The sequence below is a fragment of the Ruegeria arenilitoris genome (assembly GCF_013032855.1).
Lineage (GTDB): Bacteria > Pseudomonadota > Alphaproteobacteria > Rhodobacterales > Rhodobacteraceae > Ruegeria > Ruegeria arenilitoris.
This window is the reverse complement of the sequence record NZ_WQDA01000003.1, coordinates 230,109-254,407: the sequence shown is the minus strand read 5'-3', so window position 1 is coordinate 254,407 and position 24,299 is coordinate 230,109. Positions and strand designations below refer to the sequence as shown.

Below are 24,299 nucleotides of genomic sequence, written 5' to 3'. Positions count from 1 at the left end.
TCCTAGTTGTTGTTGCGCCCCGTTTTCGGGGTCTTTTGAATGATTTATCCCCGCTGCGAGGGGTGCCAGAAGGTCACCAGTTTCTCGATCATGGCGACCAGACCGTAGAACGCTGTCCCGGCCAGCGCCGCGACCACGATTTCCGCCCAGACCATGTCCAGCGACAATTGCCCGACACTGGTCGAGATCCGGAACCCCATGCCCAAAGTGGGCGAGCCGAAGAACTCTGCCACGATAGCGCCGATCAGGGCCAGCGTGGTGGAAATTTTCAACCCGTTGAAAATAAACGGCATGGCCGCGGGCAACCGCAGCTTCAGAAAGCTTTGCCAATAGGTTGCGGCATAGGTCTCCATCAGGTCGCGCTGCATTGCGGTGGCCTCGCGCAGGCCGGCCACCGTGTTCACCAGCATCGGGAAAAAGACCATCACCACGACCACAGCAGCCTTCGAATGCCAGTCGAACCCGAACCACATTACAAGGATCGGCGCGGTACCCACGATCGGCAGCGCGGCCACGAAATTGCCCACCGGCAGCAGGCCCAGGCGCAGGAAATCCCACCGGTCCACGGCGATTGCCATCAGGAAGGCGGCGCCGCATCCGATGATATAGCCGCTGAGCGCGCCCTTGATGATGGTCTGCACGAAATCGGCCCACAGGATCGGCAAGCTGTCCCAGAACCGGTCCCAGATCACCGAAGGCGCCGGCAGGATCACCAGAGGCACATCGAGCCCGCGCACCAGCATTTCCCAAACCCCGATGACGGTCAGGCCGAAGATCAGCGGAGCAAGAATGCGCACCGTCCGCGTGTCGGCATAAGGTCCGCTGGCCAGGCGGGTGTTCAGCCACCAACCGGCCAACCACAAAAGGATTGCAAGACCGACCATCATCATTGCGCCATCCCCATGCGTTTCAACACCGCGCGCTCGATCAGGCCCAACAGGCCCACAAGACAGGCCGCCAGAATGGCCGCGGCAAACAGCGCCGACCAGATCTGCACCGTTTGGCCATAGTAGCTGCCGGCCAGCAGACGCGCGCCCAGCCCCGCCACGGCGCCGGTCGGCAGTTCGCCGACGATGGCCCCCACCAGCGACGCGGCGATCCCGATCTTGAGAGAGGCGAACAGATAGGGCATCGAGGCCGGCAGGCGCAGTTTCCAGAACGCCTGCCCGTTGCTTGCATTATAGGTGCGCAGCAGGTCCAACTGCATCGCGTCAGGGCTGCGCAGGCCCTTGACCATGCCCACGACCACCGGGAAGAAGCTCAGATAGGCCGAGATCACCGCCTTGGGGATGATCCCCTGAATGCCGATCGAATACAGCACCACGATGATCATCGGCGCCAACGCGATGATGGGAATGGTCTGGCTGACGATGGCCCAGGGCATGACCGACAGGTCCATCACCCGGCTGTGCACGATCCCCACCGCCAGCAGGATGCCCAGCCCCGTGCCGATGGCAAAGCCAAGAATCGTCGCGCTGAGCGTCACCCAGCCGTGATAGACCAGCGACCGTTTCGAGGTGATCTTCTTCTGAACCGTGGTCTCCCACAGCTCGATGCCCACCTGATGCGGCGCGGGCAGACGCGGCCGGTCCTGCGCCCAGGTCGCCGGAATGGCAAAGCTGTTGCGCAGCGCCAGGCCGATTTCCCCCATGTCGCGGCGGTCTTTGGCCGAGGGCGGAACCACTTCGGCCCCGGCCCGTTCCTGTTCGGTCAGGACGCCCTTGATGTTCATCGGAATGCAGGCCGCGTACCAGATGACGATGATGGCCAGCAAAACGGTCAGAACGGCAACAAGCTGCTTCATGCGTGCCACTCCATCCGCACCACGGGGACGGTCTCGGGCGGCGTTGCGGCCTCGCTCCCGGTTTCGACAAAACCCTCGCGGCGATAGAACCGTTGCGCGGCGGCATTCGGTTGATGGGCCGTCAGCCACAGAAAGCTACGCCCCTGTTTTGCCCGGTCCAGCAGGCGCTTGCCGATGCCCTGCCCGGTCCGCAGGCAATAGAGCGCGCCGACCTTCTGTGCCGCGGGATCGACCGACATGTAGCAATCGACGGGTTCACCCACGACCCACATCTCGCGGTCCGGGAAGGCCTGCGCGATCAGCGCCTCCAATTCCTGCTGGGGCAGTTCATCCGTCATCCACTCGGTCTGGCGGACCCAGGCCGAGACCACCGCCGCGCAGGCTGGCACATCCGCCTCGGTCGCGCGTCTGATGTCATCCCTGCCCATCACACATCGTCCCCATGCCCGGCGCGCAGCCCTTCGCGCACGCGATGCGCGACCTCGATGAATTCGGGCGTGTCGCGAATGTCCAGCGGCCGTTCCTTGGGCAGAGGGCTGTCGATCACATCGGTAATCCGCCCGGGGCGCGGGCTCATCACCACGATCTTGGTGCTCAGATACACCGCCTCGGGGATCGAGTGGGTGACGAAACCGATCGTCTTGCCGGTGCGCGCCCACAGCGCCAGAAGCTGTTCGTTCAGGTGATCGCGCACGATCTCGTCCAGCGCGCCGAAAGGCTCGTCCATCAACAGGATATCGGCGTCGAAAGCCAGCGCCCGCGCGATGCTGGCCCGTTGCTGCATCCCACCCGATAGCTGCCAGGGGAATTTTGCACCAAACCCTGCTAGATCAACAAGTTCCAGAACGTTCTTTACACGTTCTTCCTGTTCCTGAGCCGAATATCCCATGATCTCGAGCGGCAGTTTGATGTTCTTGGCGATGGTCCGCCACGGGTACAGGCCCGCCGCCTGGAACACATAGCCATAGGCCCGGTTCCGGCGGGCCTCGTCCGGGGTCATGCCGTTGACGGTCAGCGTGCCGCCCGTAGGCGTTTCCAGCGCAGCGACACAGCGCAGGAAGGTCGTTTTTCCGCAGCCCGAAGGGCCGATGAAACTGACGAATTCGCCCTTGTCGACCGCCAGGTTCACGTCCTTGAGGGCGTGCACGGGTCCGTCATTGGTCTGGAAGGTCAGGTCGAGGTTCTTTGCCTCGATCACGGGCTGGGTATTGCTTTCCGATGTCATCCTACTGCCTTGAAGTTTTGGCTTTTTTGCCCGTTCGGTAACCTTCGTGCATCATACCCCCGTCGCCGGGATGCCCGACCGCTCTACCGGGCGCGGGGCGGTCAGCTCTTTCCAGGTGCTCAGCGCCTTGTTCACGGTGGTGTTGGCCTCGCGCGCGACGAATTTGCCATGGCCTTCCTGCGTGCGAATCTCGCCATCATGCACCGCGACCTGTCCACGGGTCAGGGTAAAGCGCGGCAGGCCCTTGACCGCGTGCCCCTCGAACACGTTGTAGTCGATCGCCGACTGCTGCGTCGCCGCGCTGATGGTCTTGGTCTTGTCCGGGTCCCACACCACCAGATCGGCATCTGCGCCCACCAGAACTGCGCCCTTTTTCGGATAGCAATTCAATATCTTGGCGATGTTTGTTGAAGTCACGGCCACGAATTCGTTCGGCGTCAGCCGCCCGGTCGCCACGCCGTGGGTCCACAGCATCGGCATCCGATCCTCCAGGCCGCCCGTCCCGTTCGGAATCTTGGTGAAATCGCCCACGCCGAACCGCTTCTGCTCGGTCGTGAAGGCACAGTGATCGGTGGCCACCACGCTCAGCGAGCCCGACTGAAGCCCCGCCCACAGGCTGTCCTGGTGCTGTTTGTTGCGGAACGGCGGGCTCATCACCCGGCGCGCGGCGTGGTCCCAATCAGGATGCGCATATTCGCTATCGTCCAGCGTCAGGTGCTGGATCAGCGGCTCGCCCCAGACGCGTTTGCCCTGCATCCGAGCCCGGCGGATGGCCTCATGCGCCTCTTCGCACGAGGTGTGCACCACGTAGAGCGGCACCCCGGCCATGTCGGCGATCATGATGGCGCGGTTGGTGGCCTCGCCCTCGACCTGCGGCGGGCGCGAATAGGCATGGGCCTCGGGGCCGGTATTTCCTTCGGCCAATAGCTTGGCCTGCAACTCGGCCACCACGTCGCCATTCTCGGCATGGACCATCGCGATCCCGCCCAGCTCGGCCAGCCGCTTGAACGATGCAAACAGCTCGTCGTCATTGACCATCAGTGCGCCCTTGTAGGCCATGAAATGCTTGAACGTGTTGATGCCGCGCTGCTCGATCACGGTTTTCAGATCGTCGAACACCTGTTCGCCCCACCACGTCACGGCCATGTGGAAAGAATAGTCGCAATTGGCGCGGGTCGATTTGTTGTCCCAGCGTTTGAGCGCATCCAAAAGGCTTTCGCCCGGGTTCGGCAGGGCGAAATCCACCACCATGGTCGTGCCGCCAGCCAACGCCGCGCGGGTGCCGCTTTCGAAGTCATCGCTGGAATAGGTGCCCATGAACGGCATTTCCAGATGCGTGTGCGGGTCGATCCCGCCGGGCATGACATAACAGCCGGTCGCGTCCAGTTGCTCGTCCCCCTTCAGATCCGGCCCGATCTCGGTGATCACGCCGCCTTCGATCTTGACGTCGGCCTTGTAGGTCAGATCCGCAGTGACAACGGTTCCGTTCTTGATGACTGTGCTCATGTTCAACTCCCTGCGGGCGCGTCTGTTGCGCCTCTGTTGGTTTTCGGCGGATTCGGGGGCGCGCGGCCAAGGCTACTCCACGACCTCGGCTGTTTCGACGACCGCGTGGAACAGCACATCCGCCCCGGCGGTTGCCCATTCCTTGCTGATTTCCTCGGCCTCGTTGTGGCTCAGGCCATCCACGCAGGGGCACATCACCATGGCGGTCGGCGCCACGCGGTTGATCCAGCAGGCATCGTGCCCCGCGCCCGAGATGATGTTGGTATGCGAATAGCCCAGCCGCTCGGCCGCGTTGCGCACGGCGGCGACGCAGGTCTCATCGAATTTCACCGGGTCGAACCCGCCGACCTTCTCGAACTCGACCTGCAGGCCCAATTCATCCACGATGTCCTCGGCCGCGACGCGCAGGCGGTTCTCCATGTCCTTGATGACGTCCAACTCGGGCGAGCGGAAATCGACCGTGAACACCACCTTGCCCGGGATCACGTTGCGCGAGTTCGGATAGACGTCGATATGCCCGGCAGCCCCCACGGCATGGGGCGCGTGCGACCAGGCAATCTCGTCCACCTTTTCGAGAATGCGCGCCATCGCCAGCCCGGCATTCTTGCGCATCGGCATCGGGGTCGAGCCGGTATGCGCGTCCTTGCCGGTCACGGTCACCTGGGTCCAGCTGAGGCCCTGCCCATGGGTGACGACGCCGATATCCTTGCCCTCTGCCTCGAGGATCGGGCCCTGTTCGATATGCAGCTCAAAGAAAGCATGCATCTTGCGGGCCCCGACCTCTTCATCGCCGCGCCAGCCGATGCGCTGCAATTCGTCGCCAAATTTCTTGCCCTCGGCATCCTCGCGGTCATAGGCCCAGTCCTGCGTGTGCATCCCCGCGAACACGCCCGAGGCCAGCATGGCGGGGGCGAAGCGCGTGCCCTCTTCGTTGGTCCAATTGGTGGCCACGATCGGGTGTTTGGTCTTGATGCCCAGATCGTTCAGGGTGCGGATGATCTCGAGCGCGCCCAGAACCCCCAGCACCCCGTCGTACTTGCCGCCCGTCGGCTGCGTATCCAGGTGCGAGCCTACATAGACCGGCAGCGCATCGGGGTCCGTGCCGGGGCGCATGGCGAACATGTTGCCCATCTGGTCGAGGCCCATGGTACACCCGGCTTCTTCGCACCATTTCTGGAACAGCGCGCGGCCTTCGGCATCTTCGTCGGTCAGGGTCTGGCGGTTGTTGCCGCCGGCAACGCCCGGACCGATCTCGGCCATCTCCATCAGGGTGTCCCACAACCTGTCGCCATTGATCCTGAGATTCTGCGCCGGAGCTGCCATGTTCGTCTTCCCTGTTGCTTGCGATTAGGCTCGCTTTTGGTGTCTTGATTTGACCATCTGGTCAAACTCACGCTATCACGGGTTCGATATCAGTCAAGAAATTGCATCGCGCCGATGCAAAAATCGGCATATTCAACACCTGCTTGTTCGAAAAAGAGACGCCCTGCATACATGCCCAAAGACCGCGCCCCGACCCGAATTCAGAAAAAGAACCGCGCCGCGATTCTCGAGGCCGCGCTGAACGTGTTTTCGGCCCACGGCTTTCGCGGGGCGACCGTCGATCAGATCGCGGCCGAGGCCGGGCTGAGCAAGCCGAATCTTCTGTATTATTTCCCGTCCAAGGAGGCGATCCACACCGCGCTTCTGTCCGGCCTGCTGGACACCTGGCTGGCGCCGCTGCACGACCTTGATGAAAACGGCGAGCCGATGGAGGAGATCCTCTCGTACATCAAGCGCAAGCTGCAGATGAGCCGCGAGTTGCCGCGCGAAAGCCGCCTTTTCGCGAACGAGTTGGTGCAGGGCGCGCCCCGCATCCATGACGCCCTGTCGAACGATCTGAAGGCGCTGGTCGATCAGAAGGCAGCCGTTCTGACGCACTGGATGGACCAGGGCAAAATCGCCCGCCTCCACCCACATCACCTGATCTTTTCGATCTGGGCGCTGACCCAGCACTATGCGGATTTTGATGTTCAGGTGCGCGCGATCCTGGGCGACGAAGACCCGTTCGAAGGGGCTGCGCCCTTCATCGATACCCTGTATCGAAAACTGCTGACCCCATGAAAAAAGGGCCGCAGCGCGGCCCCTTTTGGTGATCTGACGCCGGTCACTCGGCGGCCTTGGCCATCGGGTTGTTCGGGTGGGTCGTCCAGTTGGCATAGTCCGGCTGAACCACCTTGCCGGTGCGCGGATCGACCTCGCCCGCCGCCATCGGCACCATCGAGATGCAGCCCTCGACCGGGCAGACATCCACGCACAGGTTGCAGGCCACGCATTCCTCGTCGATCACCTCGAACACGCGGTCGGGCGACATGGAAATGGCCTGGTGGCTGGTGTCCTCGCAGGCCGCGTAGCAGCGGCCGCACTTGATGCACTGATCCTGATCGATCTTGGCCTTGGCGACGTAGTTCAGGTTCAGATACTGCCAGTCGGTCACGTTCGGGACGGCCCGCCCGACGATCTCGGAGACGTTGGAATAGCCCTTCTCGTCCATCCACTGCGACAGGCCCGCCGTCAGTTCGTCGATGATCTTGAACCCATAGGTCATCGCCGCGGTGCATACCTGCACCGTGCCGCAGCCCAGCGCCATGAACTCGGCCGCGTCGCGCCACGTGGTCACCCCGCCGATACCCGAGATCGGCAGGCCTTGGGTCGCCTCGGCGCGGGCGATCTCGGAGACCATCGACAGGGCGATGGGCTTGACCGCCGGGCCGCAATAGCCGCCGTGGCTGCCCTTGCCGTCGATCGAGGGCTCGGGGCTGAACGTGTCCAGATTGACGCTGGTGATCGAGTTGATGGTGTTGATCAGCGACACCGCATCGGCCCCGCCATTCCGCGCCGCAGCCGCCGGCTTGCGAATGTCGGTGATGTTGGGCGTCAGCTTCACGATCACCGGGCGGTCATAGTATTTCTTGCACCAGCGGGTGACCATTTCGATATATTCGGGCACCTGCCCCACGGCCGAGCCCATACCGCGCTCGCTCATCCCATGCGGGCAGCCGAAGTTCAGCTCGATCCCGTCGGCGCCGGTTTCGGCAACACGCGGCAGGATGGCTTTCCACGCCTCCTCCTCGCACGGCACCATGATCGAGGCGATCAGCGCGCGATCCGGGTAATCCGCCTTGACGCGGGCCATCTCCTCGAGGTTCACCTCGAGCGGCCGGTCGGTGATCAGTTCGATGTTGTTGAGGCCCAGCAGACGCCGGTCGGCCCCGTAGATCGCCCCGTACCGGGGGCCATTCACGTTGACCACCGGCGGCCCTTCGGACCCCAGCGTTTTCCACACGACGCCACCCCATCCGGCCTCGAAGGCACGCCGGACATTGTATTCCTTGTCGGTTGGCGGCGCCGAGGCCAGCCAATAGGGGTTGGGGCTTTCGATGCCCAGAAAGTTCGTTTTCAAATCAGCCATTTATCCGGCCTCCCTGATGCGAAGATGCATCTTCGTCTTGTCACACATATTCACGCGCCGACGCCCTGCTCAGGCACTCAGGCTGGCGTGAATGTCCATCGCGGCATCGCGGCCCTCGGCCACAGCGGTCACGGTCAGATCCTCGCCGCCCGCGGCACAGTCTCCGCCGGCCCAGACCCCGGGAACCGAGGTGCGCCCGGTTGCGTCAACGGCGATCTTGTTGCCGTCGAGTTCCAACCCTTCCGGAGCACCATCCAAGGTCTGACCGATCGCCTTCAGAACCTGATCCGCAGGCAGTCGAATGGTTTCGCCCGTGCCGGTCAACGTGCCATCTACGGTGGCAGTATACTCCAATTCGATCTCGGCCGCCGCTCCGTTTCCGTGAATTGCCACCGGCTGAACGTTGCACAGAATTCGGACACCGTGGGATGCCGCCAGATCCTGTTCGTAGCGGCTGGCGCCCATTGCGTCTCGACCGCGGCGATAGGCGATGGTCACATGTTCGGCCCCCAGCAGCTTGGATTTCACCGCGGCATCCACGGCCGTCATTCCACCGCCGATAATCACCACGTTTCGGCCTACCGGCAGTTTTGCCAAATCGGATGCTTGCCGAACATCTGCGATGAAGTCGACAGCGTTCCTGACGCCGTCCTTGTCCGACCCTTGCGCGCGCAAGGCGTTGACGCCTGCAAGGCCGATTGACAGGAAGACTGCGTCGTAGGCCTCCAACAATCCGTCCAACGAGATGGTGTCGCCCAGAACCGAGCCGGTTTCAATCGCGATGCCGCCGATCTTCAGCAGCCAGTCCACCTCGGCCTGGGCAAAGTCATTGGTCGCCTTGTATGCGGCGATCCCGTACTCGTTCAGCCCGCCGGGTTTGGGTTTCGCCTCATGGATCACCACGTCATGGCCCAGCATCGCCAGCCGATGCGCACAGGCCAGCCCCGCCGGCCCTGCCCCGATTACGGCAACGGTCTTGCCAGTGGGGGCCGCGCGTGTGAACGGGTGCACACCGGCCTGCATCAGCGTGTCGGTCGCATACCGCTGCAAGCGCCCGATCTCGACCGGCTTGCCCTCGGCCGTTTCGCGCACGCAGGCTTCCTCGCACAGCGTTTCGGTCGGACACACACGGGCACACATGCCGCCCAGGATGTTCTGATCGAGGATCGTCTTCGCCGCCGACTCCGGTTGTCCTGCTTGAATCTGCCGGATGAACAGCGGAATATCGATATCGGTCGGACAGGCCGTCACGCACGGCGCGTCATAGCAGAAATAACACCGATCGGCGGCCACGGCCGCCTCGTGCGGCGCCAGAGGCGGATGCAGATCGGTGAAATTCGAGGTCAGCTCATCGCTGGAAAGCCGCCCGGCGACGATGCCGGGTGCCATCTGGCCCTGTGCCATCACTCTACTCCCTGTAGATATGTTTGTTATTGAGACCAGCTTGCCACAAACAAAAATTTTATCAATTGGTAAAATTTGCCAAATGGTCAAAAAAGCGAAAACCGGGCCGAATGACCCGGTTTTTTTGGCGGCATTTGCCCGTTTTTCAGGCGAAACCGGCCTCAGACCATGCCGGACAGGTGGCCTGACTTCATCCAGACGCGGGCGCCATCCGGTCCTGCCCGCAATTCGGTGCGCGTTCCGGGCGGCAGACGCAGCCAGTCCCATTGCGCGAATTCCTCGCCTTGTTCGGTGAAACTGCCGTCGATCACGAAAATTTCGGCCCCGCCGAGTGCGTCAATCGGCACGACCTGACCGGACGGCCAACTGCGCATTTCGACCGTTTCATGGTCGTCCTTGAACAGCGGCACATGGTCCGCACCGTTGATCGAGCGGCGCACGGTGGTTCGGTCGTTCGGGTCGAACTGGTGCAGTTTGACCAAGATCGTCGCGCCTTGGCTGGCCGAGGGCGTATGCGACGAGGTCGGCGGGTTGCGGACATAGCTGCCCACCGGGAAATCTCCGGTCTCGTCCTGGAACACGCCGTCCAGAACCAGATATTCCTCGCCCCCGTCATGGGTGTGTGCGGCAAACGCGCTGCCGGGGGCAAAGCGCACGATGGTGGTGGCGCGCGCCACCTCGTCGCCGATCCGGTCCAGCATCTTGCGCTCGACCCCGGCGGCAGGCGAGGCCACCCACTCGGTCTGGTCGAAGTGAACCGCCACCCGCTGGGTGAAATCCGCATTGATCCGCATGTCGCGCTCCTGTCTGGTCTCCTCCATCAACATGGGCGTGCCAGGCCCGATTTCAAACACGCGGTGTCAACGGTTTTGACGCAGGTTCAGCGATGCTGTAGGTCGAAACCAACGGCAAGGGGCGTGCAAAGGCCCCGAACGGAAGGCGCAGATGCAGGCAGACCGGCAGAAATTCAACATCCTGATCATCGGGCAGAACAACCGCCTGCAATACGAAGCCGTCCTGTTCGCCGCCTCGCTGCGCCATTCCGCGCCCGGGTTTTCGGGCCGCCTGTTCGTTGGCGTTCCGCAACCCGGCCCGCGCTGGAGCCAGGACCCGAGCATCCGCAACGACGATGTTCTGAAGGCGCTGAAACAGCTCGATGCCGAGATCCTGCCCTTTTCGTCCGAGGTGTTCGGCGAAAGCTATCCCTACGGCAACAAGATCGAGGCGCTGGCCGCCCTGCCCGAGGGTGAGCCGTTCGTGTTCTTCGACACCGACACGCTGATCACCGGCGACTTGGCCGCGGTGCCGTTCGATTTCGACCGGCCCGGCGCATCGCAGAAGGTCGAGGGCACCTGGCCCAAGCCAACCCTGTACGGGCCCGGGTTCGACGGCATCTGGCGGGCGCTCTATGACCGGTTCGGGCTGGATTTCCAAAGCTCGATCGACCCGACCCAACCGGCGGAATACTGGCGGCGGTATCTGTATTTCAATGCGGGCTATTTCTTCTACAAATGCCCCCGCCAATTCGGCGCGCGGTTTCTGGACTATGCGCGCACGATCCGGGATGAAGAGATCCCCGCCCTGACCGGCCAGAACCTGGACCCGTGGCTGGATCAGGCGGCGCTTCCGCTGGTCGTCCACGCGCTTGGCGGCGGGCGCGATGTTCTGCCCGTGGGCCTGCTGGATGGCTCGGTCAGCTGCCACTATCGCCTGTTCCCGCTGCTCTATGCGCGCGAAAGCGACCGGGTGGTCGAGGTGCTGGAAACCGTCGCCGCGCCCAACAAGGTCAAGAAGGTGCTCAAGAACTATGATCCGCTGAAACGGCTGGTCTATCAGGGCAAGGGCGCCAAGATCCGCGCCATGTTCGACCGGGACAACCTGCCCCAGCGCGAACAGGCCATCCGCAAGGTCATCAAGAACAAGGGGCTGTGGCTGCGCTGACGCGGACATTGTGCCGGGCCCGGCAATCGCCTAGAGATTCTGCGACGCATATTCCCAACAGGAGAGTGACGGATGTCCGACGGCCCCACCTATGGTTTTGACACGCTGCAAATTCACGCGGGCGCCCGCCCTGATCCGGCGACCGGCGCGCGCCAGACCCCGATCTATCAGACCACGGCCTATGTGTTCCGCGATGCCGATCACGCGGCCGCTTTGTTCAACCTGCAAGAGGTCGGCTATATCTATTCGCGCCTAACCAACCCCACGGTGGCAGTTCTGCAGGAACGGGTGGCGACGCTGGAAGGTGGCGTTGGCGCGGTGTGCTGCTCTTCGGGGCACGCGGCGCAGATCATGGCGCTGTTCCCGCTGATGGGGCCGGGCTGCAACGTGGTCGCCTCGACCCGGCTGTATGGCGGGACGGTCACGCAGTTCAGCCAGACCATCAAGCGCTTTGGCTGGACAGCCAAGTTCGTCGATACCGATGATCTGGATGCGGTGAAGGCCGCCATCGACGACGATACCCGCGCGGTGTTCTGCGAATCCATCGCCAATCCGGGCGGCTATGTCACCGATATCCGCGCACTGGCCGATGTGGCCGATGCCGCCGGTATTCCGCTGATCGTCGACAACACCTCGGCCACGCCCTATCTGTGCCGCCCGATCGAGCATGGCGCCACGCTGGTCGTGCATTCGACCACCAAGTACCTGACCGGCAATGGCACGGTGACCGGCGGCTGCATCGTGGATTCGGGCAAGTTCGACTGGTCCGCCAACGACAAGTTTCCCTCGCTCAGCGCGCCGGAGCCTGCCTATCACGGCCTCAAGTTCCACGAAACCTTCGGCCCGCTGGCCTTCACCTTCCACGGTATCGCCGTGGGCCTGCGCGATCTGGGCATGACGATGAACCCGCAGGCGGCGCATTACACGCTGATGGGGATCGAGACTCTGAGCCTGCGCATGCAGCGCCATGTCGAAAACGCCGAGAAGATCGCCGCCTGGCTCGAGAAAGACGACCGCGTGGACTATGTGACCTATGCAGGCCTGCCCTCGTCGCCCTATCACGACCGGGTCAAGAAGCATTACCGCAAAGGCGCAGGGGCCCTGTTCACCTTTGCGGTCAAGGGCGGCTATGACGCCTGCGTCAAGCTGGTGAACGCGCTGGAAATCTTCAGCCACGTCGCCAACCTGGGCGATGCGCGGTCGCTGATCATCCATTCGGCCTCGACCACGCACCGGCAACTGACCCCCGAACAGCAAGAGGCCGCCGGCGCCGGGCCGAACGTAGTACGGGTCTCGATCGGGATCGAGGATGCCGACGATCTGATCGCCGATCTCGATCAGGCGCTGTCCAAGGCCTGCGCCTAGTCCAAAATGCCGGGGCACAGGATCAACGCATTGGGCCAGCCGGTGGGCCTGCCGATTGCGGGGGAGTTCCCGCGCCCGGCCCCACCGCGCGCGCCCATGAAGGGGCGGTTTTGCCGCGTGGTGCCCTTGGATGTGAATGCGGATGCGCCCGGCCTGTTCCGGGCGTTTGCCGCCGATACCGACGGGCGCAACTGGACCTACCTGCCCTACGGCCCGTTCGACTCGCAAGCCGAGTTCGCCGCCTGGTTGGCCCAAACCTGCACGGGGGACGATCCGCTGTTCCACACGGTTCTGGACCAAGACGGACAGCCCGTCGGGATGGCGTCCTACCTGCGTATCGACCGCAATGCGGGCGCGATTGAGGTGGGACACATCCATTTCTCGCCGTTGATGCAGCGCACGCCGGTCGCGACCGAAACGATGTTTCTGATGATGCGCCGCGTGTTCGATGAGTTGGGCTATCGCCGCTACGAATGGAAATGCGATGCGCTGAATGCCCCGTCGCGCCGGGCCGCCGAACGGCTGGGTTTTGTCTTCGAAGGCGAATTTCGGCAAGCCACCCATTACAAGGGGCGCAACCGCGACACGGCGTGGTTTTCGATCGTCGACACGTACTGGCCACGCATCCGGCAGGCGTTCGAAACCTGGCTGTCACCTGAGAATTTCGATGCCACGGGCCAACAGCGGAAACCGCTGACGGCCCGCAGCGAAAGCTGAGGTCACTCGGAAATGTCGAACTCCATCGACACGGTGACCGAAACCGAAACCTCGCCACCGGCGACCGGTACCCCGCCCGAATCGGCCATGGCCATCTCGCGCATCTGGGGCATTGGGCGAATGCCCCCTCCCTGCTCGTTGATCGACACGACTGAACCCAAGGTGACACCGGCGGCCTGAGCCAATTGTTCGGCCTTGGCTGTCGCATCGGCGACGGCTTGGGCGCGCGCCTTCGCTTCAAGCGGCTTGGGATCCTGAACCGTGAAGGTCAAACCACCAAAATCATTCGCACCATCCCGAATGACCGCATCCATGATCTGCCCCAGATCATCCAGATTTCTGACCCGCACGAACACACGGTTCGACGCAACGAAGCCCGTGATCCTCGGTGCTTCGCCATCCGCATTGCCCCGTCCGGACCAGACCGGGGACAGGGACAGATCGCGGGTCTGCAGGTCGCGCGATTCGATCCCCATCTCACTCAGGCGGCTCAGGACGGTGGCAACCGCGTCCGAGGTCGCCTGCATTGCTGCGGAAGCCTGCGCGTCTTGATTTGTCACACCCACCGTGATGGTTGCCATATCCGGCGCGGCCTCGGCTGTTCCGGTTCCGTAAACCTGGATGCGACGTTCTTCCGCATGGGCGGCCACGGCAACTGTCGCCGCCAATACCGCCGCCAAAAAAGCAAATGTCTTCAATGTGATCTCTCCTGTTTTCTGAGATAAAAGATGGGTTGGCAAGCCTTCGCCGGACAAGGGGAGATTTTGCCTTTTCCTTTCCCTCGGCGGGTTCCTGCTTTAATCTCGGTGCGCGGACGCAAGGGCGTTTGCTTTGGTTCAGACAATTACGGCACCCTTGAATAATGAAACCCGCTTTTGCGCTGTCTCTTTCGGATAACGGGATCACTCTGCTGCACTATTCGGATGACGAATGGTTTGGCATCGGCACCGTATCACTGGACGCGCCGGATTTTTCCGAACAGCTGAACGAGCTTCGCGGTCGAGGTTTCGCGCTGGCCAATGACCTGAGCTGTACGGTCGTGATTCCTTCGGACCACGTGCGCCACCTCACGGTCGCCAGCCCAGAAGACTCCGACGTGACACAGGTGGTCGAGGCGGAATTGGCTCAGGCCACGGGCTGTGAGATTGCCGAGTTGATGTATGACCTCCGTGCGGATGGGTCGGATCTTCTGGTCGCTGCCGTGGCGAAAGAGACAGTAGAAGAGGCCCGAGCCTTTGCCAGTCGCTACGGGTTCGTGCCTGTTCGGTTTGCTGCAACATTGGCCCCCGATGCGCCTTGGACAGGTACCGGAGAGTTCGAGTTTTCCGAGCGCGCGACATCCGCCACACTGCCAACTGTGCCACCGGCCGAGGAGATAGCTGTTGTCCCACCGGCCCCGGACGCAGAACCCGTGCCTCAGGCTTCGCAGGCATCGGAACCCGATCCGGCCCCCTCGCCTCAGGCGCATCCGATTGCTGAACCCGCTCAGCCGGACGTATTCGTATCGCCGATAGAAGCGACTGAAACCGCCTCACAGAATTCTGGGGCATCAGATTCCGGCATACCGGTTCGCTACATTGGCGCCGGTGCGGCGGGCGCCGTCGTGCTGGCCGTTGTCGCATTGATCTGGTCGGGGTCAGACGAAACTGGCAGCCCGGTGGCGACTGCGCCGGTTGTCGAAACGGCACCTGCGCCAGTTTCTATCACCGCCCCACCGATGACCGAGACCGAAGGGCTGGCAGGAGTCGCTCCTGAGCCCAAGGACACGCCCGACCCCGAGGCATTGGCCGACGAAGACCTGACGTTTGAAGCCAGCACGCCCCTGGTCGAGCCGGAGACACCCACGCCCCCCGAATTGACGCCGACGGATCAGGCAATCCTGGAAGCATTGAATGTTGCGCCCTCGCCCGTCGAGCAGGTCGAACGCGATCCGGAAAGTGTCGAGGATTTCGAAGAAGCCTCTGGCCTGACGATCACCGCGCCCGATCCGCTGCCGGTGCCAGACCCCGAGGTGCCCGAGGACGTATACCTGTCGTCCGTCGATCACGCGGAGCTGTCGCAGGATGCCGTGGCGCTTCCGGCCGAAGAGAGCTTTGATACCGACGAGCCCGTGGCTACGGTCGGTCTGCCCAATGCCGCGGGCAGTCGTTTTGACCTTGATGACCGTGGCCTTGTCACTCCGACACCCGAGGGGACGTTGAACCCGGACGGCATCCTCGTGTTCCTCGGCCGCCCTTCGTCGGTTCCGCCCCAGGTGCCGGTCAGGTTCGAAACCGACCCGACTGCCACAGACGACGACACAAGGCTGGCTGGTCTGCGTCCGCGCCTGCGCCCGGAAACGCTGGTTGAGAACTTTGAGCGTGGGCAGCTGGGCGGCCGGACGGTGGACGAGCTGGCGGTTATCCGCCCGGAATCCAGGCCGGCGTCGATCCAAGAGCGCGAGGCTGTGGACCGCACGCCCACCGCATTGGCCGTGGTGCGCGTCCCTCGCCCCCGCGTTCGTCCGTCGACCGTGGCCGCTCTGGCGGCCCGAAAAGCAACAACCGGCTCAGCCACTCTGGGGTCGACCGCAGCGGTAGCAAAGGCGGATGACGATGAAGCGGGATCGTTCAAACCCACAACCGTCGCACCCAAGATACCCAGCCGGGCCTCGGTGGCGCGCCAAGCCACGATTGACAATGCTTTGAATCTGCGGCGTCTGAACCTGATCGGCGTTTACGGTACGCCGGCCAATCGGCGTGCCTTGGTCCGGCTACCAAGCGGTCGGTACAAGAAGCTGAAAGTCGGAGATCGGATTGACGGCGGCAAAGTCGTCGCGATTGGCGACAGCGAGCTTCGTTATCAGAAAGGCGGCCGCAACGTCACGTTGAAGATGCCGCGCGGGTAAAGCGCGCCGCGTTTCAGAAAATTGGAACCCGGTAGGCCGGGTTCCAAATTCTGGGTCTTCTTCAGGCGGCAGAAATCTCTCCGGATTCAATCTGTTCGCGCTCGATCGATTCGAACAGAGCCTTGAAATTGCCTTCGCCAAAGCCGTCATCGCCCTTGCGCTGGATGAACTCGAAGAAGATCGGACCAATCACGGTTTTCGAGAAGATCTGCAGCAGGATCTTGGTCTCGCCGCCGTCCACCACGCCTTCACCATCGATCAGGATGCCGTGCTTCTTCATGCGATCCACCGGCTCGTCATGGCCCTTCACGCGGTCGAAGGACATATCATAATAGGCATCGTTGGGACCGGGCATGAACTTCAGCCCTCGTTCGGCGATTGCATCGGTCGAGTCATAGATGTTCTCGCTGCCGACGGCGATGTGCTGGATGCCCTCACCCTTGTACTTCTTCAGGTAGGATACGATCTGACCGGTCTCGCCGCGGTCTTCGTTGATCGGAATCCGGATACGGCCGCAGGGCGAGGTCAATGCACGGCTGAGCAAGCCGGTATATTTGCCCTGGATGTCGAAGAAGCGGATTTCGCGGAAGTTGAACAGATCGCCGTAGAACTTGAACCACTTGTCCATGTTGCCCTTGAAGACATTGTGCGTCAGGTGATCGAGGTAATAGAAACCGACGCCGCGCGGTTTGGACTGCTTCAGCCACTCGAATTCCTGATTGTAGGGCGAGGTTTCGTAATACTGGTCGATGAAATAGATCAGCGACCCGCCGATACCCTTGATCGCGGGCACATCCATGGTCTTGTCGGCCCCATCATAGGGTTCGGCCCCCTTCGACACCGCATGGTCATAGGCCTTTTGCGCATCCACGACACGCCAGCCCATCGACGGGGCACAGGGGCCATGCTCTTCCACGAATTTCGCAGCAAAGCTGTCGGGGTTCGCGTTCAGGATGTAGGTCACATCGCCCTGCTGCCACAGCTCGATCAGCGGTTTGGTCTTGTGGTGCGCAACCTTTTCAAAACCCATCTTGGCGAACAGGTCGCGCAGCTCCTGCGGTTCGGGATGCGCGAATTCAACAAATTCAAACCCATCTGTGCCGGCGGGGTTCTCGGCGCTGATCACGGATTTCGGGGCGTTGTGCGGGAAAGGGCCCATGGCTTGTCCTCTTGAAACAGGAAATTCTTTGCTGATTCAAGAATACGCCTTTTTCAGCGCTGTTTTTGCGCATTCTTTTCATGTAAACTACAGAAGCCTGCGAAAACTCCGCACCAGACCCCGAAAAATGTGAGAATCTCCGCACATGCTGGACGCAACCGATACTCGCCTTCTGGCCGCGCTGCAAAAAGACGCGCACCTGACCGCACATCAGTTGGGCGAAATGCTGAACCTGTCCCCCAGTCAGGCCGGGCGCCGCCGTCAGCGGCTGGAGGCCGAGGGCTATATCACCGGCTACGCAGCTCGGCTTGACCCGCGCAAACTTGGCCTGCAGGTCCAGGGCTTCGTTCAAGTTCACCTCGGCACCCACGGCCCCGAACAATCATCCAGTTTTGCGCGCATGGTGGAAACCCGCCCGGAAATCACCAGCGCCTGGACGATGACTGGCGAGGCAGACTATCTGCTCCATGTCTATTGCGAGGATCTTTCCGCGCTCAACACCTTGCTTCACGAGGTGATACTGCCCCATCCTGCGGTAGCACGGGTGCAAAGCCAGATCGTGATGGACCAGCTGAAACGCGACGCTCCGCTGCCGACCTGACGGCAAGGAAAGGAAGAAAATGAACGAGTTCCTGTACCAGGCTTCGATCTATCTTGCAGCCGCCGTGATCGCCGTCCCCCTGTCGGCGCGACTTGGGCTGGGGTCTGTCCTCGGATATCTTGCCGCCGGCATCGCCATCGGTCCGATCCTTGGGCTCGTGGGCGCGGAAACCAAAGACTTGCAGCATGTCGCGGAATTTGGCGTCGTCATGATGCTGTTCCTGATCGGGCTCGAGCTGGAACCCCGCGCACTTTGGGATATGCGGCACCGGTTGTTGGGGCTTGGTGGACTGCAGATCTCGCTCTCTACGGTCGTGATTGCAGCAGTTACCTTCTACACGGGTCAACCATGGTCAGTTGCCTTGGCCGTGGGGCTGACACTGTCCCTGTCATCAACCGCCATCGTGCTGCAGACGCTGTCGGAAAAGGGCTTGATGCGCACAAACGGCGGGCGATCCACGTTCTCGGTCCTTCTGACTCAGGATATCGCCGTGATTCCGATCCTGGCGTTTCTGCCACTGCTGGCCATGCCGGCCAGCATCTTCATCGAGGATGACGGATCAATCACCCGCGGCGGCGACGGGCACGGCGACGCGCACCATACGTTGTCATTGGTCGATGGCCTGCCCGGATGGGCGGTGACGCTGGTGACATTGGGTGCGATCGCATTCGTGATCGTGGTAGGCGTCTACCTGACCCGTCCCTTGTTCCGGTTCATCCACACCACCCGCCTGCGCGAGATGTACACGGCGTTGGCCCTGATGATCGTAGTAGGGATCTCGTTCCTGATGACGCTGGTGGGCCTGTCCCCGGCGTTGGGCGCCTTCCTCGCTGGCGTCGTCCTGGCCAGTTCCGAGTTCCGGCACGAGATGGAAAGCGACCTTGAGCCGTTCAAGGGATTGCTGCTGGGCCTGTTCTTCATCACGGTCGGGGCCGGGATCGACGTCGGGTACTTTTTCAACGACCCGTTCGACCTGATCGGACTGGCCCTGCTGGTGATCCTGGTCAAGGGCCTGATCCTGTATGCCGTTGGTCGTGCATTCAAGTTGCGCGGCCGCGACCATTGGCTGTTCACGCTGGGTTTGGCTCAGGCGGGTGAGTTCGGCTTCGTGCTGCTGGCCTTTTCGACCAAGCAGAATGTCATTCCCCCGGCCCTGTCGCAGAAGCTGTTGATGATCATTGCCCTGACCATGCTGATCACACCGCTTCTGTTCATCATCTATGACTACCTTTCGCGCCACATCCGCGACAACTCACCCGAGATTGAACCCGAGGAAATAGACGAAAAAGGTCCCGTCATCATTGCGGGAATTGGGCGGTTCGGACAGATCGTCAACCGGCTGGTGCGCGCCAGCGGGTTCAAGACGGTGGTGCTGGACCACAATATCGAAACGATCCAGCTGATGCGTCGGTTCGGCGTCAAAGGATTCTTGGGTGATCCGACGCGTCCCGAATTGCTGCGGGCTGCGGGCCTTGAAAAGGCTTCCGTTTTGGTGGCCGCGATGGACAACCGCAAGGAAGTGACCCGATTGGTCGGCTACGCCCGCCGGCAGCGGCCCGACCTTCACATCGTCGCCCGCGCGCATGACCGGACCCATGTGTACGAGCTGTATCAGGCCGGCGCTGATGACATCGTGCGTGAGCTGTTCGACAGCTCTCTGCGGGCCGGGCGTTATGTGCTGGAGAACATTGGTCTGAGCGAGTACGAGGCCGCGCAAGCACAGCAGACCTTCTATCACCACGATCGGCAGGCAATTCGCGAATTGGCTGAACTCTGGGTTCCCGGCATGCCGACGGCCGAGAACAAAAAGTACATCGAACGCGCGCGCGAGTTGGAGAAGGACCTCGAGACCGCCCTGCTGGAACTGGCCGAAAAGAACGAAAAGAAGTCAGCCTGACCCGGGGATCTCCCGGGTCAGCCGAGCTCAACCGTCCGACACACCGGCTTCGGCAAAAGTGGCCATACCCGAATGGCAAGCGACGGCGCTTTTCAGGATGTTGATGGCCAGCGCAGCCCCCGACCCTTCGCCCAGCCGCAGCCCGAGGCTCAGCAAGGGTGCTTTGTCCAGCTTGGTCAGCATGGCCGCGTGCGCACCTTCCGCACTCTGATGGCCGGCAACGGCATGGTCCAGCGCTCCCGGCGCCAGACGATCGAGACAAGCAGCAGCCGCGGTGCAGATGAACCCATCCAGAATGACCGGGATGCGCAGAATTCGAGCGGCTGCAATGGCCCCTGCCATGGCCGCGATCTCGCGCCCTCCCAAACACAGCAGGATCTCAAGCCCGTCGTCCGATGCTCCGTGCAGCGCAACACCTTCGGCAACGACGCGCGTCTTGTTGGCAAGGCCCGCATCGTCCACACCGGTTCCACGCCCAGTCCAATCAGCGGCATCTCCGCCGAACAACGCGCAGGCGATGGCCGCGGCAGGGGTGGTGTTGCCAATGCCCATTTCGCCCACGACCAGAAGGTCTGCGGTGGGGTCAACGGCGTTCCAGCCGGTCTGCAAAGCGGTCAGAAGCTCGTCCTCGGACATTGCCGGGGCCATTGTGAAGTCGGCCGTCGGCCGATCCAGGTCCAGCGCGTGTACCGTCATCTTGGCCCCGGCCGCTTTGGCCAATTGGTTGATGGCCGCGCCTCCGTGCTCGAAGTTCATGACCATCTGAACCGTAACCTCGGGCGGAAAGGCCGAGACCCCCTGCGCCGTCACGCCGTGATTGCCGGCAAATACAATCACCTGAGGTGCCTCGATCTGTGGCCGGGCATCCCCACGCCAACCGGCATACCAGATCGCCAGATCCTCGAGCCGGCCCAACGCACCCGGCGGCTTGGTCAGCTGTCCGTTGCGGTCGGCAGCCCCTTGCCTTGCGGCCTCATCCGGCCCCGGAGCATTGCGCAGGGCGTCGCGGAAGGTATTCAGATCATTGAGTTCAGGCAGCATTCAAAGCCTCGTTGCATCGGAGTGGTCCTGCGTGTTTAACCGAAGCAGGCAAAGCAACAACCCCTCGAAAGGCGCGCAAGTGCACAAAAACGACACTCGAACCTTTTCGCCATGGGACGTGCCGCTGGTTCTGGTTCTTTTGACGCGGCTGCCATTGCCCGTGCTGCCCAAATCGCTCTTCGAGCGACAGTCCAAAGCCGCTTGGGCCTTTCCTGCGGCCGGGCTGGTTGTTGGCGGCTTGGGCTGTGCCGTAGGCTGGTCTGCGATGGCCGTGGGCCTTTCCGGGACAGTCAGCGCAGTCCTTGCTGTCGCCGTTCTGATCGCAGCGACCGGAGCCATGCACGAGGACGGGCTGGCCGACACCGCAGACGGGCTGTGGGGCGGATATACACCCGAACGCAGACTCGAGATCATGAAGGACAGCCATATCGGCACCTACGGAGTGTTGGCCTTGTTGGTCATTCAACTGCTCAGGATCTCGGCGGTCGCAACACTACTGGCGGCAGGAAGTCCGGCCGGAATTCTAGCGGCGGCTGTGTTTTCCCGTGCGCTGATGCCACCATTGATGGCGGGCCTACCGAACGCCCGCGGCAGCGGGCTGAGCCATAGCGTCGGCGCTCCTCCGCCTTTGTCGGTTGCAGCCGGTTTTGGGCTGGCTTTCGTTTTCTCTCTGGCTCTTCTGGGCTGGACCGCCCTTCTGCCCGTCGCCTGTGCGGTAACTGCAACCGTGGGTCTGGCAATCATAGCCAAAGCCAAGATTGGCGGTCAGACCGGTGATATCCTGGGGGCTTCTCAACAGCTGTCCGAGGTTGCTTTCCTGCTGGCCGTTGCAGCCCTGCTCTAGCCGACACCGCCGGTTTTGATCCGCAGTGTCTCACCGCAATGTTTGCAGTGTACTGCATCCGGGTCGTGCCGAAACAGGCCGCAGTTGGGACATTTGTGGCGTACTTTCTGTGGCATGAAAATGGCCTGAGCCAGCCGCACGAACAGCGCCACACCAACCACCATTATGAAGACGGAAAACAGCTTGCCGCCCGGAGAGTTCAGTGTGATGTCGCCGAAACCCGTCGTGGTCAGTGTCGCCATCGTGAAATACAGCGCATCGATATACGGGTTCTGGCTATCCTGAGGGATATAGAAAACCAGTACGGCGGTGGATGTCGCGAAAATGAACACCAACAGGTTCACGGCCGCGATGACCGCATCCTCGTGGGTTCGGAAAAACTCACTGTCGCGACGCAGATCATGCAACAGGTGATAGGAATGGATCAGCCGCAGCGCGCGCAAAATCCGCAGGAACGCAAGGCTGCCGGTCAGGAAAGGGTCAAGGATCAGCGAGGCGATCACGACCAGATCCGCAAGCGTGTAGATTTTGAACAGCAGCTTCTTGCGGTCTTTCGCAATCCACATCCGAGCCGAGAAATCCAGGAGTATGATCAGCCCCACCGCCCAGCTGACTGCAATCAATCCGGGGCCGTGCGGAATGTTCGCCGTCGCCACGAAAAACACGATCGAGGCAAGGTCGAACAGGATCAGACAGTACCGGAACCAGACCGAAACCGCCCCTCTGCCGATATAGAGTGCCTTGACCGTCTGCTTCATGACTGACCCGTACACGGTTCCAATGACTGAGAAATTAGCGGGAAAGGCGGCGCGAACCAAGCGATCGGGCATGAAAAAGGCCGCTCTGAAACCAGAGCGGCCCTTTGGTGTTGCTTCAAAGCCCGATCAGGCCGCGCGCGAGGTCAGGACTTCGTCCACTTGCTTGGCCGCTGCGATTTCGTCCGAACCGGACACGGCCGCAACTTCGCGCGTCAGACGCTCAAGCGCGGCTTCATAGAGCTGACGTTCGGAATAGCTCTGCTCGCGCTGGTCGTCCGTGCGGTGCAGGTCACGCACCACCTCGGCGATCGAGATCAGGTCACCCGAGTTGATCTTCTGTTCGTATTCCTGCGCCCGGCGCGACCACATGGCACGCTTTACCTTGGCTTTGCCCTTCAGCGTCTTCATCGCCTGGCTGATCACATCGGGCGAGCTCAGCGAACGCAGGCCGGATTCAGTGATCTTGTTGGTCGGCACCCGCAGGGTCATCTTGTCTTTCTCGAATGAGATGACGAACAGCTCGAGCGAGTATCCAGCGACTTCCTGTTCTTCAATCGATATGATTTGCCCGACCCCATGTGCAGGGTAGACAACATAGTCGTTCGGACGGAACTCAAGCTTCTTCGACTTTGTCATGCACGTGTTTCCTTGGTTGCAGAGCGGGAAAAAAGCGACAAAAAACCTAACCGGGGTCACCCGCGACCCCTGTCAGGCTGATTACATGTCAAAAACTCAGAACTCCAAAGTGAGCATACTTACGGAGTCGTCCCCATCTCGATCATCATTTGCCTTAAGAGTATATCACAAAATTACGACACCTGAAAGCGGACGGGGCCTTCGGATCGGAATCTGTGACGGTTTTCAGCGCATTAGGGCCAAAACTTACGGCGGTCTTTCGGGTTTTGCGACCCGAATCGCTCAGCCGCCTTCGCCCGGGGTTTCGGAGAAGTATTTCTCCATCTTGCCCTCTTCACCGTCGCGCTCCTCGGCGCCCGGAAGCGGGTCTTTCTTGGTTACGATAACCGGCCATTGTTCGGCATATTTGCGGTTGAATTCGACCCACTGCTCCATCCCCGGTTCGGTATCCGGGCGAATGGCGTCCGCCGGGCATTCCGGCTCGCACACGCCGCAATCGATGCATTCATCCGGATGGATGACCAGGGTATTTTCACCTTCATAGAAGCAATCCACCGGGCATACCTCGACGCAGTCGGTGTATTTGCAGGCGATACAGTTCTCGGTGACAACGTAGGTCATGGTCCAATTCCCGTCAGAGGTTTGGGCGACTAGCTAATTCAGTCTGCCCCCATCTTCAAGAGAAGATCAGCCCTTGGGGGTGCGAGAAAGATCAAGCGCGCGCCGATCCTTCTTGGTCGGACGACCTTTTCCTTCGAAACCCGGATTTTGTGGCGGATTATCCTTCTCTTCAGTCAAATCCGTGTACAGCGTCCGCGCCTCGGTCGCCGGGCCGCGTCGCGCGCCCAGGATTTCGACCTGAACCACGCGAATAACCCGCCCCTGAGCGAAAGTCAGAACATCACCGGGCCCGACGGTTTGCGCCGGCTTCTGGGCCCGGTCGCCGTTGATGCGCACATGCCCGCCGCTGACCTGTTTGGCGGCCAGGCTGCGGGTCTTGAAAAACCGCGCATGCCACAGCCACTTGTCGATCCGCAGCTTGGCCGGTGCGTCGGCCATCAGC

The 24,299-nt window shown here is 61.9% G+C and carries 24 protein-coding genes; 8 read left to right on the top strand and 16 right to left on the bottom strand.

What is annotated here, in order from left to right; genetic code table 11:
• Positions 1–44: 44 nt before the first annotated feature.
• The 6 genes from GOW72_RS11430 to GOW72_RS11405 form a co-directional block, all read right to left on the bottom strand.
• Complete coding sequence (locus tag GOW72_RS11430; protein ID WP_170366936.1) at positions 45–890, bottom strand: ABC transporter permease; 846 nt, start codon at positions 888–890, stop codon at positions 45–47.
• Positions 887–1,804, bottom strand: coding sequence for an ABC transporter permease (locus GOW72_RS11425; protein ID WP_170366935.1), 918 nt, complete (start codon positions 1,802–1,804; stop codon positions 887–889). The genes GOW72_RS11430 and GOW72_RS11425 overlap by 4 nt, the downstream gene beginning before the upstream one ends.
• Positions 1,801–2,232 (bottom strand): GNAT family N-acetyltransferase, encoded by a 432-nt coding sequence (locus tag GOW72_RS11420; protein ID WP_170366934.1) that lies wholly within the window; start codon positions 2,230–2,232, stop codon positions 1,801–1,803. The genes GOW72_RS11425 and GOW72_RS11420 overlap by 4 nt, the downstream gene beginning before the upstream one ends.
• The gene (locus GOW72_RS11415; RefSeq protein WP_170366933.1) at positions 2,232–3,029 is read right to left on the bottom strand and encodes an ABC transporter ATP-binding protein; all 798 of its coding nucleotides are present in this window, start codon (positions 3,027–3,029) and stop codon (positions 2,232–2,234) included. The genes GOW72_RS11420 and GOW72_RS11415 overlap by 1 nt, the downstream gene beginning before the upstream one ends.
• Before the next feature lie 51 nt (positions 3,030–3,080).
• Positions 3,081–4,535 carry a dihydropyrimidinase gene (gene hydA / locus GOW72_RS11410; RefSeq protein WP_170339070.1) on the bottom strand — a complete coding sequence of 485 codons (1,455 nt, stop codon included), beginning with the start codon at positions 4,533–4,535 and terminating at the stop codon, positions 3,081–3,083.
• A 72-nt stretch (positions 4,536–4,607) separates the two neighbouring features.
• Complete coding sequence (locus GOW72_RS11405) at positions 4,608–5,858, bottom strand: Zn-dependent hydrolase (RefSeq protein ID WP_170366932.1); 1,251 nt, start codon at positions 5,856–5,858, stop codon at positions 4,608–4,610.
• Positions 5,859–6,029: 171 nt separating this feature from the next.
• Between GOW72_RS11405 and GOW72_RS11400 the strand changes: the two genes are divergently transcribed.
• Positions 6,030–6,638, top strand: a complete 609-nt coding sequence (locus tag GOW72_RS11400) for a TetR family transcriptional regulator C-terminal domain-containing protein (protein WP_093961802.1) — start codon at positions 6,030–6,032, stop codon at positions 6,636–6,638.
• Between the two features lie 43 nt (positions 6,639–6,681).
• On the opposite strand, the gene preA is transcribed toward GOW72_RS11400, so the two are convergent.
• The 3 genes from preA to GOW72_RS11385 all read right to left on the bottom strand — a co-directional run bounded on the left by preA (position 6,682) and on the right by GOW72_RS11385 (position 10,184).
• On the bottom strand, positions 6,682–7,986 hold the full coding sequence (gene preA, locus GOW72_RS11395) for an NAD-dependent dihydropyrimidine dehydrogenase subunit PreA (RefSeq protein WP_093961801.1): 1,305 nt from the start codon (positions 7,984–7,986) through the stop codon (positions 6,682–6,684).
• Positions 7,987–8,055: 69 nt separating this feature from the next.
• Positions 8,056–9,390 (bottom strand): NAD(P)-dependent oxidoreductase, encoded by a 1,335-nt coding sequence (locus GOW72_RS11390; RefSeq protein WP_170357545.1) that lies wholly within the window; start codon positions 9,388–9,390, stop codon positions 8,056–8,058.
• 161 nt (positions 9,391–9,551) lie between these two features.
• Positions 9,552–10,184, bottom strand: a complete 633-nt coding sequence (locus GOW72_RS11385) for a cupin domain-containing protein (RefSeq protein WP_170367199.1) — start codon at positions 10,182–10,184, stop codon at positions 9,552–9,554.
• A 151-nt stretch (positions 10,185–10,335) separates the two neighbouring features.
• On the opposite strand from GOW72_RS11385, the gene GOW72_RS11380 reads away from it, so the two are divergent.
• From GOW72_RS11380 to GOW72_RS11370, 3 genes are all read left to right on the top strand, one after another.
• Positions 10,336–11,331 carry a hypothetical protein gene (locus GOW72_RS11380; RefSeq protein WP_170357543.1) on the top strand — a complete coding sequence of 332 codons (996 nt, stop codon included), beginning with the start codon at positions 10,336–10,338 and terminating at the stop codon, positions 11,329–11,331.
• A gap of 72 nt (positions 11,332–11,403) precedes the next feature.
• A complete protein-coding gene (locus GOW72_RS11375) occupies positions 11,404–12,696 on the top strand; it encodes an O-acetylhomoserine aminocarboxypropyltransferase/cysteine synthase family protein (protein WP_170357542.1) in 1,293 nt (430 codons plus the stop codon).
• Between the two features lie 6 nt (positions 12,697–12,702).
• Positions 12,703–13,413: a GNAT family N-acetyltransferase gene (locus tag GOW72_RS11370; RefSeq protein WP_170366931.1), complete on the top strand. Its 711-nt coding sequence runs from the start codon at positions 12,703–12,705 to the stop codon at positions 13,411–13,413.
• A 2-nt stretch (positions 13,414–13,415) separates the two neighbouring features.
• Here the strand turns inward: GOW72_RS11370 and GOW72_RS11365 are convergent, their stop codons facing one another.
• Positions 13,416–14,111 (bottom strand): SIMPL domain-containing protein, encoded by a 696-nt coding sequence (locus GOW72_RS11365; RefSeq protein WP_170366930.1) that lies wholly within the window; start codon positions 14,109–14,111, stop codon positions 13,416–13,418.
• A 164-nt stretch (positions 14,112–14,275) separates the two neighbouring features.
• On the opposite strand from GOW72_RS11365, the gene GOW72_RS11360 reads away from it, so the two are divergent.
• Complete coding sequence (locus GOW72_RS11360) at positions 14,276–16,300, top strand: hypothetical protein (RefSeq protein ID WP_170366929.1); 2,025 nt, start codon at positions 14,276–14,278, stop codon at positions 16,298–16,300.
• 61 nt (positions 16,301–16,361) lie between these two features.
• Here GOW72_RS11360 and hppD read toward each other — a convergent pair whose 3' ends face one another.
• Positions 16,362–17,459, bottom strand: a complete 1,098-nt coding sequence (hppD, locus tag GOW72_RS11355; protein WP_170366928.1) for a 4-hydroxyphenylpyruvate dioxygenase — start codon at positions 17,457–17,459, stop codon at positions 16,362–16,364.
• A 145-nt stretch (positions 17,460–17,604) separates the two neighbouring features.
• On the opposite strand from hppD, the gene GOW72_RS11350 reads away from it, so the two are divergent.
• Both GOW72_RS11350 and GOW72_RS11345 read left to right on the top strand, forming a co-directional pair.
• Positions 17,605–18,060, top strand: a complete 456-nt coding sequence (locus tag GOW72_RS11350) for an Lrp/AsnC family transcriptional regulator (RefSeq protein ID WP_093961793.1) — start codon at positions 17,605–17,607, stop codon at positions 18,058–18,060.
• Between the two features lie 19 nt (positions 18,061–18,079).
• Positions 18,080–19,957, top strand: coding sequence for a monovalent cation:proton antiporter-2 (CPA2) family protein (locus tag GOW72_RS11345; RefSeq protein WP_170357537.1), 1,878 nt, complete (start codon positions 18,080–18,082; stop codon positions 19,955–19,957).
• Positions 19,958–19,984: 27 nt separating this feature from the next.
• Here the strand turns inward: GOW72_RS11345 and cobT are convergent, their stop codons facing one another.
• The gene (gene cobT, locus GOW72_RS11340; RefSeq protein ID WP_170366927.1) at positions 19,985–20,998 is read right to left on the bottom strand and encodes a nicotinate-nucleotide--dimethylbenzimidazole phosphoribosyltransferase; all 1,014 of its coding nucleotides are present in this window, start codon (positions 20,996–20,998) and stop codon (positions 19,985–19,987) included.
• A 79-nt stretch (positions 20,999–21,077) separates the two neighbouring features.
• Between cobT and cobS the strand changes: the two genes are divergently transcribed.
• On the top strand, positions 21,078–21,842 hold the full coding sequence (gene cobS / locus GOW72_RS11335; RefSeq protein WP_170366926.1) for an adenosylcobinamide-GDP ribazoletransferase: 765 nt from the start codon (positions 21,078–21,080) through the stop codon (positions 21,840–21,842).
• On the opposite strand, the gene GOW72_RS11330 is transcribed toward cobS, so the two are convergent.
• The 4 genes from GOW72_RS11330 to GOW72_RS11315 form a co-directional block, all read right to left on the bottom strand.
• Complete coding sequence (locus GOW72_RS11330) at positions 21,839–22,600, bottom strand: ion channel (protein WP_170339094.1); 762 nt, start codon at positions 22,598–22,600, stop codon at positions 21,839–21,841. The genes cobS and GOW72_RS11330 overlap by 4 nt on opposite strands.
• Before the next feature lie 126 nt (positions 22,601–22,726).
• Entirely contained in the window at positions 22,727–23,236 is a 510-nt protein-coding gene (locus GOW72_RS11325) for a CarD family transcriptional regulator (RefSeq protein WP_093961789.1), read from the bottom strand.
• A gap of 282 nt (positions 23,237–23,518) precedes the next feature.
• On the bottom strand, positions 23,519–23,857 hold the full coding sequence (fdxA, locus tag GOW72_RS11320) for a ferredoxin FdxA (protein WP_170339660.1): 339 nt from the start codon (positions 23,855–23,857) through the stop codon (positions 23,519–23,521).
• Positions 23,858–23,923: 66 nt separating this feature from the next.
• A complete protein-coding gene (locus tag GOW72_RS11315) occupies positions 23,924–24,295 on the bottom strand; it encodes an RNA-binding S4 domain-containing protein (protein ID WP_170339096.1) in 372 nt (123 codons plus the stop codon).
• Between the last annotated feature and the right edge of the window lie 4 nt (positions 24,296–24,299).

Bases quoted from the DNA above. Each gene is read 5' to 3' on its own strand.
- GOW72_RS11430 (WP_170366936.1), bottom strand. From the start codon at position 890: ATGATGATGGTCGGTCTTGCAATCCTTTTGTGGTTGGCCGGTTGGTGG.
- GOW72_RS11425 (WP_170366935.1), bottom strand. From the start codon at position 1,804: ATGAAGCAGCTTGTTGCCGTTCTGACCGTTTTGCTGGCCATCATCGTC.
- GOW72_RS11420 (WP_170366934.1), bottom strand. From the start codon at position 2,232: ATGGGCAGGGATGACATCAGACGCGCGACCGAGGCGGATGTGCCAGCC.
- GOW72_RS11415 (WP_170366933.1), bottom strand. From the start codon at position 3,029: ATGACATCGGAAAGCAATACCCAGCCCGTGATCGAGGCAAAGAACCTC.
- hydA (WP_170339070.1), bottom strand. From the start codon at position 4,535: ATGAGCACAGTCATCAAGAACGGAACCGTTGTCACTGCGGATCTGACC.
- GOW72_RS11405 (WP_170366932.1), bottom strand. From the start codon at position 5,858: ATGGCAGCTCCGGCGCAGAATCTCAGGATCAATGGCGACAGGTTGTGG.
- GOW72_RS11400 (WP_093961802.1), top strand. From the start codon at position 6,030: ATGCCCAAAGACCGCGCCCCGACCCGAATTCAGAAAAAGAACCGCGCC.
- preA (WP_093961801.1), bottom strand. From the start codon at position 7,986: ATGGCTGATTTGAAAACGAACTTTCTGGGCATCGAAAGCCCCAACCCC.
- GOW72_RS11390 (WP_170357545.1), bottom strand. From the start codon at position 9,390: ATGGCACAGGGCCAGATGGCACCCGGCATCGTCGCCGGGCGGCTTTCC.
- GOW72_RS11385 (WP_170367199.1), bottom strand. From the start codon at position 10,184: ATGCGGATCAATGCGGATTTCACCCAGCGGGTGGCGGTTCACTTCGAC.
- GOW72_RS11380 (WP_170357543.1), top strand. From the start codon at position 10,336: ATGCAGGCAGACCGGCAGAAATTCAACATCCTGATCATCGGGCAGAAC.
- GOW72_RS11375 (WP_170357542.1), top strand. From the start codon at position 11,404: ATGTCCGACGGCCCCACCTATGGTTTTGACACGCTGCAAATTCACGCG.
- GOW72_RS11370 (WP_170366931.1), top strand. From the start codon at position 12,703: ATGCCGGGGCACAGGATCAACGCATTGGGCCAGCCGGTGGGCCTGCCG.
- GOW72_RS11360 (WP_170366929.1), top strand. From the start codon at position 14,276: ATGAAACCCGCTTTTGCGCTGTCTCTTTCGGATAACGGGATCACTCTG.
- hppD (WP_170366928.1), bottom strand. From the start codon at position 17,459: ATGGGCCCTTTCCCGCACAACGCCCCGAAATCCGTGATCAGCGCCGAG.
- GOW72_RS11350 (WP_093961793.1), top strand. From the start codon at position 17,605: ATGCTGGACGCAACCGATACTCGCCTTCTGGCCGCGCTGCAAAAAGAC.
- GOW72_RS11345 (WP_170357537.1), top strand. From the start codon at position 18,080: ATGAACGAGTTCCTGTACCAGGCTTCGATCTATCTTGCAGCCGCCGTG.
- cobT (WP_170366927.1), bottom strand. From the start codon at position 20,998: ATGCTGCCTGAACTCAATGATCTGAATACCTTCCGCGACGCCCTGCGC.
- GOW72_RS11330 (WP_170339094.1), bottom strand. From the start codon at position 22,600: ATGAAGCAGACGGTCAAGGCACTCTATATCGGCAGAGGGGCGGTTTCG.
- GOW72_RS11325 (WP_093961789.1), bottom strand. From the start codon at position 23,236: ATGACAAAGTCGAAGAAGCTTGAGTTCCGTCCGAACGACTATGTTGTC.
- fdxA (WP_170339660.1), bottom strand. From the start codon at position 23,857: ATGACCTACGTTGTCACCGAGAACTGTATCGCCTGCAAATACACCGAC.
- GOW72_RS11315 (WP_170339096.1), bottom strand. From the start codon at position 24,295: ATGGCCGACGCACCGGCCAAGCTGCGGATCGACAAGTGGCTGTGGCAT.